The sequence below is a fragment of the Sphingobium sp. TA15 genome (assembly GCF_037101235.1).
In the GTDB taxonomy this organism is placed as follows: Bacteria; Pseudomonadota; Alphaproteobacteria; order Sphingomonadales; family Sphingomonadaceae; genus Sphingobium; species Sphingobium indicum.
In genome coordinates, this window is record NZ_AP025355.1 from 1,328,112 (window position 1) to 1,340,993 (window position 12,882).

Annotated in this window: 14 protein-coding genes; 11 read left to right on the forward strand and 3 right to left on the reverse strand. The window is 65.1% G+C overall.

The window, feature by feature from the left end:
* Positions 1–11: 11 nt before the first annotated feature.
* Both Sj15T_RS06710 and Sj15T_RS06715 read left to right on the forward strand, forming a co-directional pair.
* A complete protein-coding gene (locus Sj15T_RS06710; protein WP_338756216.1) occupies positions 12–599 on the forward strand; it encodes a helix-turn-helix domain-containing protein in 588 nt (195 codons plus the stop codon).
* Positions 600–727: 128 nt separating this feature from the next.
* Entirely contained in the window at positions 728–898 is a 171-nt protein-coding gene (locus tag Sj15T_RS06715) for a hypothetical protein (protein WP_007685038.1), read from the forward strand.
* A gap of 4 nt (positions 899–902) precedes the next feature.
* Here the strand turns inward: Sj15T_RS06715 and Sj15T_RS06720 are convergent, their stop codons facing one another.
* From Sj15T_RS06720 to Sj15T_RS06730, 3 genes are all read right to left on the reverse strand, one after another.
* Positions 903–3,794, reverse strand: coding sequence for a M16 family metallopeptidase (locus tag Sj15T_RS06720; protein ID WP_013040343.1), 2,892 nt, complete (start codon positions 3,792–3,794; stop codon positions 903–905).
* 208 nt (positions 3,795–4,002) lie between these two features.
* On the reverse strand, positions 4,003–5,388 hold the full coding sequence (locus tag Sj15T_RS06725; protein ID WP_013040344.1) for a DEAD/DEAH box helicase: 1,386 nt from the start codon (positions 5,386–5,388) through the stop codon (positions 4,003–4,005).
* 250 nt (positions 5,389–5,638) lie between these two features.
* Positions 5,639–6,109: a pyridoxamine 5'-phosphate oxidase family protein gene (locus tag Sj15T_RS06730; RefSeq protein WP_013040345.1), complete on the reverse strand. Its 471-nt coding sequence runs from the start codon at positions 6,107–6,109 to the stop codon at positions 5,639–5,641.
* A 114-nt stretch (positions 6,110–6,223) separates the two neighbouring features.
* On the opposite strand from Sj15T_RS06730, the gene Sj15T_RS06735 reads away from it, so the two are divergent.
* The 9 genes from Sj15T_RS06735 to ybeY all read left to right on the forward strand — a co-directional run bounded on the left by Sj15T_RS06735 (position 6,224) and on the right by ybeY (position 12,865).
* Positions 6,224–6,796 carry a NifU family protein gene (locus Sj15T_RS06735; protein ID WP_007685030.1) on the forward strand — a complete coding sequence of 191 codons (573 nt, stop codon included), beginning with the start codon at positions 6,224–6,226 and terminating at the stop codon, positions 6,794–6,796.
* 99 nt (positions 6,797–6,895) lie between these two features.
* Positions 6,896–7,522 (forward strand): tRNA (adenosine(37)-N6)-threonylcarbamoyltransferase complex dimerization subunit type 1 TsaB, encoded by a 627-nt coding sequence (tsaB, locus tag Sj15T_RS06740; RefSeq protein ID WP_013040346.1) that lies wholly within the window; start codon positions 6,896–6,898, stop codon positions 7,520–7,522.
* Positions 7,519–7,998, forward strand: coding sequence for a ribosomal protein S18-alanine N-acetyltransferase (rimI, locus tag Sj15T_RS06745; protein WP_013040347.1), 480 nt, complete (start codon positions 7,519–7,521; stop codon positions 7,996–7,998). Before tsaB ends, rimI begins: the two co-directional genes overlap by 4 nt.
* Positions 7,999–8,110: 112 nt before the next feature.
* Positions 8,111–8,536, forward strand: coding sequence for a MucR family transcriptional regulator (locus Sj15T_RS06750; RefSeq protein ID WP_007685024.1), 426 nt, complete (start codon positions 8,111–8,113; stop codon positions 8,534–8,536).
* A gap of 121 nt (positions 8,537–8,657) precedes the next feature.
* On the forward strand, positions 8,658–9,080 hold the full coding sequence (locus tag Sj15T_RS06755; RefSeq protein WP_007685023.1) for a Fur family transcriptional regulator: 423 nt from the start codon (positions 8,658–8,660) through the stop codon (positions 9,078–9,080).
* Between the two features lie 6 nt (positions 9,081–9,086).
* Positions 9,087–9,827: a lysophospholipid acyltransferase family protein gene (locus Sj15T_RS06760; RefSeq protein WP_013040348.1), complete on the forward strand. Its 741-nt coding sequence runs from the start codon at positions 9,087–9,089 to the stop codon at positions 9,825–9,827.
* A gap of 27 nt (positions 9,828–9,854) precedes the next feature.
* Complete coding sequence (miaB, locus tag Sj15T_RS06765; RefSeq protein WP_013040349.1) at positions 9,855–11,204, forward strand: tRNA (N6-isopentenyl adenosine(37)-C2)-methylthiotransferase MiaB; 1,350 nt, start codon at positions 9,855–9,857, stop codon at positions 11,202–11,204.
* A gap of 122 nt (positions 11,205–11,326) precedes the next feature.
* Positions 11,327–12,331: a PhoH family protein gene (locus Sj15T_RS06770; protein WP_007685017.1), complete on the forward strand. Its 1,005-nt coding sequence runs from the start codon at positions 11,327–11,329 to the stop codon at positions 12,329–12,331.
* Between the two features lie 33 nt (positions 12,332–12,364).
* Entirely contained in the window at positions 12,365–12,865 is a 501-nt protein-coding gene (ybeY, locus tag Sj15T_RS06775; RefSeq protein WP_007685015.1) for an rRNA maturation RNase YbeY, read from the forward strand.
* Positions 12,866–12,882: the final 17 nt, after the last annotated feature.

A 12,882-nucleotide genomic window follows, 5' to 3' on the forward strand; every position in this document is an offset into this window, starting at 1 on the left:
GGTGAATATTTTTGGTTGCATTGCAACATGAAGGCGGCGCCAGGGACCGCATATTGAATGCGGCCCGCGAGCTGTTCGCCGCCAAGGGCTTTCATCAGAGCGCGGTGGCCGAACTGGCGGCCGCGGCCCATGTGTCGATCGGCCAGATCTATCGCCTGTTCAAGGGCAAGGAAGACATCATCGAGGCGATCGTGAAAGGCGATGCGCGGGAACGGGAAGCCACGATATTGAGCTTGCGCAAGCGGCTCGACGCCGGCGAGATCAGCATAGAGCGGACCTTCGAACTGCTGCTGCTGGACGTGATGGACAATCCGCATGAAGCCCTGTCCTTCGACATCATGGCTGAGGGATTCCGCAATGCACGGGTCGCGGACATGATTACGGACATGTGCCAGGGCTTTCGCGATTCCCTGGCCGATTTCGCCTGCGCCGCCAATCCCAGGCTATCGGGCGAAGCGCTGAAAAGCGCGGAGGAAATGATGCTCGCCTGCCTGTTCGGCCTGGGTCATCGCAGCCTGTCCGGGCCGGTCATCAGCGCCGAGCGCACCGCCAAATGCACGGCCGTCATGATCGTCGCAGCGCTTCGCGCCATGGATTGAAGGCGCTCCCTTCGGTCCGGCTCGGCCTGGGCTCATTCCGCCGCGTTGCAACAGATATGCCGATGCAGCGCGGCAACTTTCGGCACCCAAGAACATTCTCGCCTCCAAATCGCTTCGGGAGGCAGAAAATGAACATCGACACGGCATTCAACCGCAGCTATTTCGAGGCGCGGCTGGATCGCAATCGCAGGCTCGCGGCCCGTTCCCGCAATCCGGAGATTCGCGCGATCCACATGGAATATGTGCGCCTCTACAGCCAGTTGCTGGAACAATCGGGACGCGCCCAGGCCCCGGCCTGAGCCTTTATTCAGCGCGAACGCCGTCGGGCAGCACGACCGCCGACCAGCTTCTGCCCGGCACCAGATATTTGGCCGCAAGCGCCTGAATATCGGCCGGCGTGACGGTCAGCATGTCCTGCGCCATGGTCTGCATCGCCTGCACATAACGCGGATCGTGGGTGGCGCCCTCCATCTGGTTCATCCAGAAGGCGTTGCCTGTCCCGGCCCGCATCAGCAACTGCCGCATCGGCGCGACGGCGCGCTGCAATTCGTCCTCGCTCACCGGGTTCGCGGCGAGGTCCGCCGCCGTGTCCTTCACCACGCCGTAGAAATAATTGACCCGATCCGGACGCACCTGACTCGTCACCAGGATGTAGCCGCCGCTCTCATAGGAGAAGGGCCAGCTATTCTGGACGCTGGGCGAATAGGCCGCGCCCTCGGTCGAGCGCAGCTTGTCGAACAGCCGATCGTTGAATATCTGCGTCAGGATTTCCAATTGCCGCGCTTCCTTCGTCAGCTCGAAACCGCCCGCCGTGGGCCAGGCCATGACCGCCGCCGCCTGTTCCTTGTCGCCCTTGTGCCGCAGGATCACCGGCGTCTCCACATGGGCGGGAAAGCGCATGAGCTTGTTCGCGGCAGGCACCGGCAGGTCGGTCCGCTGCGGCAGCGCGCCGAAGGTCGCCGCCACCGCGGCGATGGCGTCGTCCGCCTTGACCTGGCCGAAAATCTGGATTTCGATGGGGCCGGACGCCAGCAGCGGTTCCCATGTGGCGCGAAAGGCCTGCGGCGTCAGCGCGTCGATCTCTGCCCGCGACGGGGTGCGGAACCGCACGTCCTTGTCATGCAGCAACCAGTTGAGGTCGCGCGCCAGCACGGAATCCGGCGCCCGCTCCATGGCGTCATAGGCGACCCCCGCCCCCGTCTTGACCCGCGCGATCGGCGCCGGATCCCATCCGGGCGCGAACAGCTTGGTCGCGAACAGCAGCAACTGGTCCTTATAGTCCGCCGGCCGAGTCACGGCCTGCATTTCGAAGGCATCGTCGTCGATGGAGAAATCCATGCCCATGCGACGCCCATTGGTCAGGTCGTCCAGTTCCCGCTGGCCGAGCTTTCCGATCCCGCTCGCCACCAGCGCATAATCGGCCGCCCAGCCCGGCGCGGGCCGGGTCGGGGAGAAGGCCTGCTGGCCATGGCCGAAGCGGACGTTGATCCGCACCTTCTCCGTCTCTGCGTCATTGGCGAACAGGGTCAGCTTGACGCCGTTGGAAAAGGCGATGCTTTCCATCCCCGGCAGGCCGATGGGCGCGCGCGACACGACCTTGCCCGGCGCGCCTAGCTTCGGCAGGTCGGCCATGGTCACGGCCTTGTCCGCCAGCCGGGCATTGGTCGCCGCCTTTACCGGCGCGGCGACGGCGGCGGCCAGCTTCGCGTCCACGCCCGGCTGAACCTTGCCGCTGATCAGGTGGGCGCGGAAGACGCCGGCGGAAAAGAGCCGCCGCGTCGAATCCCATATCTTCTGCGGCGTCATGCCCGGCTTGCCGGATCGGAAGATGTCCAGCGCGGCCTGCGGGCTGACCGTGGTTTCGCGAATGTCGACCGCGCTCACCAGGTCGCTCGCCTGCTTGGCGCCCGCCTCCGTATCGGCATTTTCGACCTGGATCGCGAGCGCGGTGTCCATCTGGGCATATTCGCGGTCGATTTCGACCTGGCTGGGCGGCGCGGCCTTGGCGTCCTCTATGATCGCGCGGACGTCGCCCAGCGCCCTTTCCCAATTATCCCCCGTGGGCACGATGGTGACGAAGGTACCGTCGGCGGACCGGCTGACGTCCTGCTGATCCGCGTTGGCCTGAAGGAAACTGCCGCCGCTGCGCGCCGCCTGTTCCAGGCGGCGGCTGATGATCTGCAGCGCCAGCATGTCGGTCAGCTTGTCCTGATTGTAGACGATGGTGTCGGCACGCGGCCTCCACGGGCGCAGCCAGGCCATGGTGAGGCCTGTCGGCGCGCCCGGCTCCACCGTCACCCTGGTGGCGGGCGCGCTGGGATCTGGCTCCCCGAAATTGGGCAGCGGCGCGCCCTTTCCGGGCACTGTCCAGGAACCGAAATTATCCTTGATCAACTGTTCGGCCATAGCCGGATCGATGTCGCCCGCGATGGAGATCACCGCATTTTCCGGGCGATACCAGCGCTGGTGAAACGCCTCCATCTTCGCCGCCGTGACCGCGTTCAGCGTCGCCACCGTGCCGATGGGGCTGTGGTCCGCCAGCGGCTGGCCGGCGAAGAAATGCTGTCTGGTCGCATCGGAAATCCGCATCTGCGGCCCGTCGCTTTCCCGCTTTTCCGCCAGCACCACGGCCCTCTCGGCATTGACGGCGCCCTCGACGATATTGGGATCGGCCATCATGCCGGCCAGGATCTTCATGCTTTCGCCCAGGCTGGCCTGCGTCGCCTGCGGCAGGTCGAGCGCATAGGTAGTGCCGGTCGGCGTCGTCTGCGCATTGCTGTCGCTGCCGAAGGTGACGCCCAGCCGCTGCCAGATGCGCTTGGACTCGCCGTCCGGCACGTGTCGGGAGCCGCGGAAGGTCAGATGCTCCATGAAATGGGCATATCCCAGCTCGTCGGATTGCTCCATCAACGAGCCGGCGTCTATCCGCAGCCGGACCGACACCTGCCCGGGAGGCACGCCGTTGCGCCGCACCGCATAGCGCACGCCGTTGGAGAGCGTGCCGAAACGCCAGGCCGGATCGATCGGCACATCGCTGTTCTCATAGAGCCATGGCCTGACCTGCGCCTGGCTGGAACCCGGCGTCGGGGACGCGGCAGTCGGGTCCGTCCTCGCCCCGAGGGGCGCAGACATTCCCGAAAGCAGCAGGGCAAGGACGGACAGCGAAGCGGCGGAACGCCGGAAAGGAAAGCTCATGGCCGGGCAGCCTAAAGAGATTTTCCTGAATGGCCACTGACAAAGAGCAGACCGACCCTGTGAAGAGAGGCCGGTGTTCCTGCGCAGGCAGGAACAGTTCGAACGATAGAGCGGCAGGTCAACGGCGGGACTGGGTTCCTGCCTGCGCAGGAACACATCGGATGTCATTCAACCAGCGGTCCTTTCAGCCAACCCGCCGGTTTTCACCTCACCGTCCGCCGGTCTTCTGGACCGCGCCCTTGTGCGCGCCGACAGCGCTGCCGCCGCGGCGGCGGCGAAAATTCTTCCTGGCAGGGTTCGCCGCCTCGCCGTCCGGCCGATGCGCCCGTTCGGCATTGCCGCGCGGCTGCTTCTGCTGGTCCTGATAGCGGCGCTGGCCCTCGGCGCGTCGCGTCTTCTGTTCCGGCGTCTGTTCCCGGCCCTTGCGCTGCGGCGCGGCCTTGGGAAGGTTGCGCACCGCCTCCACGAAATTCTCCGGCAGCGGCACGACGTCGAGCTTCACCTTGGTCGTCCGCTCGATGGCCTTCAGATAAGGCCGCTCGTCGTCCGCCACGAAGCTGATCGCGACGCCCTCCGCCCCGGCCCTCGCCGTGCGGCCGATGCGGTGGACATATTGTTCCGGCACATTGGGCAGTTCGAAATTGATGACGTGGGACACGCCCGAAACGTCGATCCCCCGCGCCGCGATGTCGGTCGCCACCAGCAGCTTCACATGGCCGTGGCGGAAAGCCTGGAGCGCCGTGGTCCGCTGCGCCTGGCTCTTGTTGCCGTGGATCGCGACGGCCTGAATCCCCGCCCCTTCCAGGAATCGCACGACCCGGTCGGCGCCATGCTTGGTCCGGGTGAAGATCAGCGCGCGGTCGATATCCTCGCTCCGGATCGTCAGGTTCAGCAGAGCCTGCTTCTCCATCTGGTTGACGAAGGTAGCCTGCTGCCGGACCCGCTCCGCCGTGGTCGACTGCGGCGCGACGCTCACCTTGACCGGATCGTGCAGGAACTGGCTGGCCAGCGCCTCGATCTCGCCCGGCATGGTGGCGGAGAAGAAGAGGTTCTGCCGCTCCTTCGGCAGCAGCTTGGCGATGCGCTTCAACGGGTGGATGAAGCCCATGTCCATCATCTGGTCGGCTTCGTCGAGGACGAATATCTCGGTGTCCTTGATGGTGAAGGCGCGCTGGTCGATCAGGTCGAGCAGACGGCCCGGCGTCGCCACGACGATGTCGACGCCGCGCCCCAGCGCCCGGATCTGCCGGTTGATCGGCACGCCGCCGAACACGACCTCCACGGACAGCTTCAGGAAGCGGCCATAGTCGCGGAAGCTCTGCGCGATCTGCGCGGCGAGTTCGCGCGTCGGCGACAGCACCAGCATGCGGCAGCCCTGGAGCGGCGTCGGCTTGGGATTGCGGGCGAAATGGTCAAGGCTGGGCAGCGCGAAGGCAGCGGTCTTGCCGGTGCCGGTCTGCGCGATGCCGCACAGGTCCTTGCCCTTCAGCAGCACGGGGATGGCCTGCGCCTGGATCGGCGTCGGCGAGGCATATTTCTTGGCGGCCAGCGCCTTCAGGATCGGCTCGGCAAGGCCAAGGTCGGTAAATTGCATGGATGATAACTCACGAATGGGCCCCGGCGTCTTCCGGCACGGCCGGGACGCAAGGCGGGTTACGAAACGACCCGCGTGAAAAGGGAAGCCTCAAAGCTTGGCGCAGACTTTCATTGGCCGGCCCCGATGCCCGTTCGGGCCGAAGCGATCACGCTGCCAATCGCTGGAAGGGGCGTGAAGCCCACTGCTGCGTTGCAGCGCATATGGCGGGAATGCCGGGAAAAAGCAAGGGGCGCCTTTCGCCTCTTCGCTACAGCGTCAACTCCACATGCTTGCTTCGCATTTCCTCGCGCACGTCTCCGCCGAACATCTGCCGGAACATGCCGCGCAGCGACATGTCCGCGCGCCAGATTTCCGCGCGGCCAAGATCGAAGCGAAGCATCATCAGATGCGGGTCCTGCCGTCCGCCGGGGTACCAGCTCGCCACGTCACGGGTCCAATATCGGTCGATCACCGCCGGGTCCGTCTCCTCGACCAGGGTGCCGTCGATGCAGGCGAACAGGAAATGCCCCTTGCCCACGAACTGCGCCATGGCGGGTCCGCCCCTTGCCAGCCGGTTCTCCCGCGTCGTGTAGAACCAGAAACAGTGGTTCGCGCCGGGGTCGAGCTGCGCCGTCATGGGCATGCCGTGATCCGGCGACCCTTTCAGCTCCACCATCAGGAACGGGCTTTGCGACAATTCCGTCCAGAAGCGGTGGCGAATGTCGGCTTCATTGTTCATCTTCTCTCTCCCTTCGATCTCAGGCGGGACTCAATCGAGGGCGCCAAGGGATTTGCGCGAGTCAATTTAGCACGAATGCTTGATCTTGCGCAGTCTTCTCTCCACATAGCGCGCATGTTGATCGAGACAGAAGCGACGCCCAATCCGGCCACCGTCAAGTTCATCCCCGGCCGCGTGGTCATGGGCATGGGCACCCGCGATTTCGCCACGCCCGAAGAGGCGGAGGCTTCGCCGCTGGCCGATGCCCTGTTCGGCCTGGGCGACGTGACCGGCGTCTTCTTCGGCGGAGACTTCATTTCCGTCACCATCGCGCCCGGCGCGCAGTGGAGCGATGTGAAGCCCGACATACTTTCCATCCTGCTCGAACATTTTTCCGCCAACATGCCGCTGTTCAGGCCCGGTTCCGCCGGTGAAATCTTCGTCCCGCAGGAGGAGGAGTTCGCCGACGACCCGGAGGATGAGGAGATCGTCGCGCAGATCCGCGAGCTGATCGACACCCGCGTCCGCCCGGCCGTGGCCAATGACGGCGGCGACATCATCTATCGCGGCTTCGACAAGGGCACCGTCTATCTGCGCATGCAGGGCGCCTGCTCGGGCTGCCCGTCCTCCACGGCGACGCTGAAGAACGGGATCGAACAACTGCTCAAGCATTATGTGCCCGAAGTGACGGAGGTTCGCGCCGTCTGAGCGGCGAACAGTTGGCCGGGAAGAATTGGCAAAGCCGTGCCGATCGATTAACCGCAGAACCGGGCATCGCGTCGGGCGAGCGGTCTACAGGGGTTTTCTTTGCGCATATTGGTCATCGACACCGCGACACAGGCGCTGTCCGTGGCGCTGCTCGATGACGGCGCGCCCATAGGCCATTTTCATGAAATCGTCGGGCGCGGCCATGCCGAAGCGCTGCTGCCCGCCATCGCCGCCTTGCCCGACGGCGGCCGGGCGGATGCGATCGCGGTGGATGTCGGCCCCGGCAGCTTCACGGGCGTGCGCATCGGCATCGCGGCCGCGCGGGCGCTGGCGCTGGCCTGGGGCATTCCGCTGCACGGCTATGGCGCGCTCGCCATGATCGCGGCCAGGGCCATGGCCGGGAATCATGAGGGCGGGCCGGTGACCGTCACCATCACGGGCGGCCACGGCGAACTGTTCTGGCAGGTCTTCTCAGCGGAACTCGCGCCGCTCACCCCGCCCGCCTCCACGCCGATTGCGGAACTGGCGCAGCAACTCGCGCAGCCCACGCTCTACGGCACCGGCGCCGAAACGCTGGTGACGGCGCGCGGGCATGGCGCGGCGATCAGCCTCTATCCCGATGCCGCCGACTATCCGCTGGTCGCCGGGCTTCCCCCGCTCCCGCCCTCCCCCATTTATTGCCGCGGCGCCGATGCGCGGCCGATGACGGAACGGTCCGCGTCATGACGCCGGGCCTGACGCTCAAGACCTATGAGGAGGGAGAGCGCAACGCGATGAGCGACGCCATGGAGATCATGGGGCGCGCCTTCGACCCGGCCTTCGGCGAAGCATGGACCCTGCCGCAGCTCGCCGGGGTGATGACGATGCCGGGAACCTGGCTCACCATCGCAAGGATCGACGCCGCGCCCGTGGGTTTCGCGCTCGTGCGGTCGGTGCTCGACGAATGCGAATTGCTGCTGCTGGCCGTCAGCCCGCTGTGGCGCGGACGGGGCATTGGGGAGGCCCTGCTGCTCGACAGCCTCAGGACAGCGCGCAGGCGGGGCATTACGTCGATGAATCTGGAAGTTCGCGCGTCGAATACGGCAATAAGGCTATATGAAAAAGCCGGGTTCGAATATGTACATCGCCGCCCTGGTTACTATCGCGGCAACGATGGACAACTTCATGATGCGCTCAGCTTTCGTATCGACATGCTCAGATGATTTAAATCCGCCCTTGCAAAACAGAAACCATCGGTATAGCTGACCTGTACCGCTCCTGAAATGATTTTCCTTGGGCGGGTCGCGCAACCAATAGCCTCCGCAGGGAAAAGAAATGGAAATCGAATCAGCGCAGAGCGAACTGCTCATTACTTTGACGTCGGATATTGTCGCGGCCCATGTCTCGAACAACAGCGTCGCCGTCTCAGACGTATCTACCTTGATCCAGAATGTCCACGCAGCGCTTTCAGGCCTGGCGACGCCGGCGGCCGCCCCGGAAGTGAAGCCCGAACCCGCCGTTTCGGTCCGTTCTTCGATCAAGCCCGACTACATCATCTGCCTGGAAGACGGCAAGAAGCTGAAGATGCTCAAGCGCCACCTGATGACTCATTATCAGATGACGCCGGAAGATTATCGGGCCAAATGGGGCCTGCCGGCGGACTATCCGATGGTGGCGCCCAACTATGCCGAACAGCGCCGCAGCCTGGCCAAGAAGATCGGCCTGGGCACCAAGCGCCGCCGCGTCCGCGCGCCAAAATAAGCGCTCCGGATACAATCAAAAGTCCATGAAAGGGGTGCGCCGGCTGCGCGCCCCTTTTATAGTGGGAGGAAAGCCGCTAGGTTCTTTCCGGTCCACATGAATTCCAGCCAAGTGAGCCTGCATGAACCGCAAGATCGACGTCGAAGCCCTTTGCCATGAAAAGGGCCTGCGCATCACCGAACAGCGCCGCGTCATCGCCCAGGTGCTGAGCGATTCCACCGATCACCCGGACGTGGAGGAACTGCACAGGCGCTCCGCGGCCATCGATCCGGGCATTTCGATCGCCACCGTGTACCGCACCGTCCGCCTGTTCGAGGAAGCGGGCATATTGGACCGGCACGATTTCGGGGACGGCCGCGCCCGTTATGAGGCGGCGCCCGAATCCCATCACGACCATCTGATCGATGTCGAAACCGGCAATGTCATCGAATTCGTCGATCCCGAACTGGAGCAGCTTCAGAAGCAGATCGCCGAAAAGCTCGGCTTCCGGCTGGTCGACCACCGGATGGAATTGTACGGCGTGGCGCTCGACCGCAAGAGCTGAGACAGCTTGGCCGCACTTCGCCGCATCATGCGCCTGGCGGCCCTGGGCGCCAGCCTGCTGCTCTGTCTGATCCCGCATCTGCTGTGGCGCGCGGCCGGCCGCCGTTCGCCCTGGCCGCCGCGCTTTCTGGCGCTGGCGGCACGTTCCGTCGGCGCCCGAGTGCGGATAGACGGCCATCCTTTTGAAGGCGACAGCTTCATCATCGCCAATCACGTCAGTTGGGTGGACATATTGGCGCTTGGGGGCGCGACCGGAGCAGCCTTCGTCGCGCATGACGGCATTGCGCGCTGGCCGGTCATCGGCTGGCTTGCCGCGCAGAACTACACGCTTTTCATCGCCCGCGACCGCCGCGGCGCGCTCTCTTCGCAGCTCGACGCCCTGCGGGCCGCCTTGGCCGGGCATCAACCCGTGGCGCTTTTTCCGGAAGGCACCACCAGCGACGGCGCCGGCGTCCTGCCGTTCAAGCCGTCCCTGCTCGCCGTCCTCCTGCCCCCTCCGCGATCGGTGCGAATCCAGCCCGTCCATATCGACTATGGCCCGGCGACCGCCGAAATCAGTTGGCACAGCGACGAACCGGCGGGCGCGAACGTGAAAAGATTGCTGGAACGCAAGGGCAGGCTGGACCTAACCTTGCGCTTCCTGGAGCCGTTCGATCCGGCAATCTGCCCTGATCGCAAGGCTTTGGCCGCGATGAGCCGGGAAAGAATAGCTGCCAGCATCGCCGCCCACCTGCCGCCTTTTACTTGAGGCGCGCGCCTTGTATAGCTGGATCGCATGAATCGGTACGACGCCCAAAAGACTCCAGCGACATTCCACGTCAAATCCTTCGGCTGCCAGATGAACGTCTATGATGGCGAGCGCATGGCCGAACTGCTGGGCGAGCGCGGCATGACAGCCGCGGCCGACGGGGCCGAGGCGGATCTGGTCATCCTCAACACCTGCCACATCCGCGAAAAGGCGGTGGACAAGGTCTATTCCGACATCGGCCGAATGACCCGCGAGGACGGCAGCCGCCCGATGATCGCGGTCGCCGGCTGCGTCGCGCAGGCGGAGGGCGGCGAAATCCAGCGCCGCGCCCGCAATGTCGACATCGTCGTCGGACCGCAGGCCTATCACCGCCTGCCCGACCTGATCGACCGGGCGGGTCGCGGCGAGCAGGCCGTCGACACCGACATGCCGCTGGCATCCAAGTTCGGCGCCCTGCCCTCGCGGTCCAGGCAGGCGCGGCCCACCGCTTTCCTGACGATCATGGAGGGCTGCGACAAATTCTGCACCTATTGCGTGGTGCCCTATACGCGCGGCGCGGAGATCAGCCGAAGCTGGTCCGCCATCCTGGACGAAGCGAAGGCGCTGGTCGACGGCGGCGTGGGGGAGATCACGCTGCTGGGCCAGAACGTCAACGCCTGGACCGGCGAGGACGACAAGGGCCGGATGCAGGGCATGGACGGCCTGGTCCGCGAACTGGCGAAGATCGACGCGCTCAAACGCATCCGCTACACCACCAGCCATCCCAACGACATGAGCGACGGGCTGATCGCCGCCCATGGCGACGAGGCCAAGCTGATGCCCTTCCTCCATTTGCCGGTGCAATCGGGCAACGACCGGGTGCTGAAGGCAATGAACCGCAGCCACAGCGCCGACAGCTATCTGCGCATCATCGAACGCGTGCGCGCGGCGCGGCCGGACATCGCGCTCTCCGGCGACTTCATCGTCGGCTTTCCCGGCGAAACCGACGCCGAGTTCGAGGATACGCTGAAGATCGTGGAGCAGGTCCGCTACGCGCAATGCTACAGCTTCAAATACAGCCCGCGTCCCGGCACGCCCGCCGCCGACATGGACGGGCAGATCCCGGCGGAGGTCATGGACGAGCGGCTCGCCCGGCTCCAGTCGCTGATCAACCGCCACCAGGCGGAATTCAACGCGGCCACCGTCGGCCGCCGCACGGACATCCTGCTGGAGCGCAAGGGCCGCCATCCCGGCCAGCTCATCGGCAAGACGCCCTGGCTCCAGTCCGTCCACGTCACCGCCCCGGAACTTTCCATCGGGGACATGGTAGAAGTCGATATCATCAGCGCCGGTCCGAACAGTCTGGCCGGCCAACCCAGCAGGAGGAAGGCCGCTTGAACCCAAACCCAGTCGTTCCCGTGGCAACGGGAACCCATCTCCGAACCTGTCCGCCAGGCTGGAAGAAGAGGAGATGGATACCCGATCACACGGGTAGGACGCATGGAAAGGGAGGCTGCTGAATGTCGAAAAAACCCCATCATAACCACCGCGCCGATGTCGCCGAACGCGCGCGGCTGGAAGTAACCTTTGACCGCCCCCATCTGCTGGGCGCGCTTTTCGGCCAATATGACCAGAATCTGGTGGCCATCGAAAACCGCCTGGGCGTCTATATCGCGGCGCGCGGCAACAAGCTGCAGATCGAGGGCGAGGCGGAAGCCGCCGCCAGGGCCCGCGACGTCATGACCGGCCTCTACAACCGCATCGTCGCCGGCCAGGAAATCGACGCCGGCGCGGTGGACGCGGTGATCGCCATGTCCGCCGAACCCACGCTGGACGGCATCATCCGCCATGACGTGGCCGAACCGCCCAAGGTCATGATCCGCACGCGCAAGAAAACCATCGTCCCGCGTTCCGCGACGCAGGTGACGTACATGGAGGCGCTGACCCGCAACGACATCATCTTCGCGCTTGGCCCGGCGGGCACCGGCAAGACCTATCTGGCAGTCGCGCAGGCGGTGAGCCAGCTCATCACCGGCAGCGTCGACCGCCTGATCCTCTCCCGCCCCGCCGTGGAAGCGGGCGAGCGCCTCGGCTTCCTGCCGGGCGACATGAAGGAGAAGGTCGACCCCTATCTCCGCCCGATCTACGACGCGCTCTACGACACGCTGCCGGCCGAGCAGGTCGAACGCCGCATCGCATCGGGCGAGATAGAGATCGCTCCCCTCGCCTTCATGCGCGGCCGAACCCTGTCCAACGCCTTCATCGTGCTGGATGAGGCGCAGAACACCACCGTCGCCCAGATGAAGATGTTTCTGACCCGCTTCGGCGAGGGCAGCCGCATGGTCATTTGCGGCGACCCGCGTCAGGTCGACCTGCCGCAGCCTGGCATTTCCGGCCTGGCGGACGCCGTCGCGCGGCTGGAGGGGGTGGAAGGCATTTCCGTCGTGCCCTTCGGCATCGGCGATGTGGTGCGTCACCCGGTCGTGGGCCGCATCGTCCAGGCCTATGAAGGCCCGGATGCCTGAAATGCACGTCCGACACGAACGGAAACCGCTATAATGATCGAAGTCGCCGTCCTCCACGAACAGGGGTGGCCAGATACCGACTGGGAATTGCTGGCCCAGCGGGCCGTCGTCGCCGCGATCACGCACAGTCCCTATGCCGCGTTCGCCGCGGATGAAGCGTTGTACGAGGTCGCGGTCAAACTCACCACCGACGAGGAAGTCCACCAGCTCAACCGCGCCTATCGGGACAAGGACAAGCCGACCAACGTCCTGTCCTTCCCCATGGTGCAGTCCGACCTGCTGGAAACCACCGCCAACACCGACGATGGAGAGGTGCTGCTGGGCGACATCGTGCTGGCGGAGGGAGTCTGCGCCAGGGAAGCCGCCGAAAAGGGCGTCTCCGTCGCCGATCACGCCACGCACCTGATCGTCCATGGGACTTTTCATTTGCTGGGATATGATCATATGGAGGACGCGGAGGCGGAAGCGATGGAAGCGCTGGAGACGCAATCGCTGATCAGCCTCGGCATTTCCGACCCCTATGGGGATCGGTGACATATTGTGGCATCGCT

Bases quoted from the DNA above. Each gene is read 5' to 3' on its own strand.
- Sj15T_RS06730 (WP_013040345.1), bottom strand. From the start codon at position 6,109: ATGAACAATGAAGCCGACATTCGCCACCGCTTCTGGACGGAATTGTCG.
- Sj15T_RS06720 (WP_013040343.1), bottom strand. From the start codon at position 3,794: ATGAGCTTTCCTTTCCGGCGTTCCGCCGCTTCGCTGTCCGTCCTTGCC.
- Sj15T_RS06735 (WP_007685030.1), top strand. From the start codon at position 6,224: ATGTTGATCGAGACAGAAGCGACGCCCAATCCGGCCACCGTCAAGTTC.
- Sj15T_RS06715 (WP_007685038.1), top strand. From the start codon at position 728: ATGAACATCGACACGGCATTCAACCGCAGCTATTTCGAGGCGCGGCTG.
- Sj15T_RS06750 (WP_007685024.1), top strand. From the start codon at position 8,111: ATGGAAATCGAATCAGCGCAGAGCGAACTGCTCATTACTTTGACGTCG.
- Sj15T_RS06770 (WP_007685017.1), top strand. From the start codon at position 11,327: ATGTCGAAAAAACCCCATCATAACCACCGCGCCGATGTCGCCGAACGC.
- Sj15T_RS06755 (WP_007685023.1), top strand. From the start codon at position 8,658: ATGAACCGCAAGATCGACGTCGAAGCCCTTTGCCATGAAAAGGGCCTG.
- ybeY (WP_007685015.1), top strand. From the start codon at position 12,365: ATGATCGAAGTCGCCGTCCTCCACGAACAGGGGTGGCCAGATACCGAC.
- rimI (WP_013040347.1), top strand. From the start codon at position 7,519: ATGACGCCGGGCCTGACGCTCAAGACCTATGAGGAGGGAGAGCGCAAC.
- Sj15T_RS06725 (WP_013040344.1), bottom strand. From the start codon at position 5,388: ATGCAATTTACCGACCTTGGCCTTGCCGAGCCGATCCTGAAGGCGCTG.
- miaB (WP_013040349.1), top strand. From the start codon at position 9,855: ATGAATCGGTACGACGCCCAAAAGACTCCAGCGACATTCCACGTCAAA.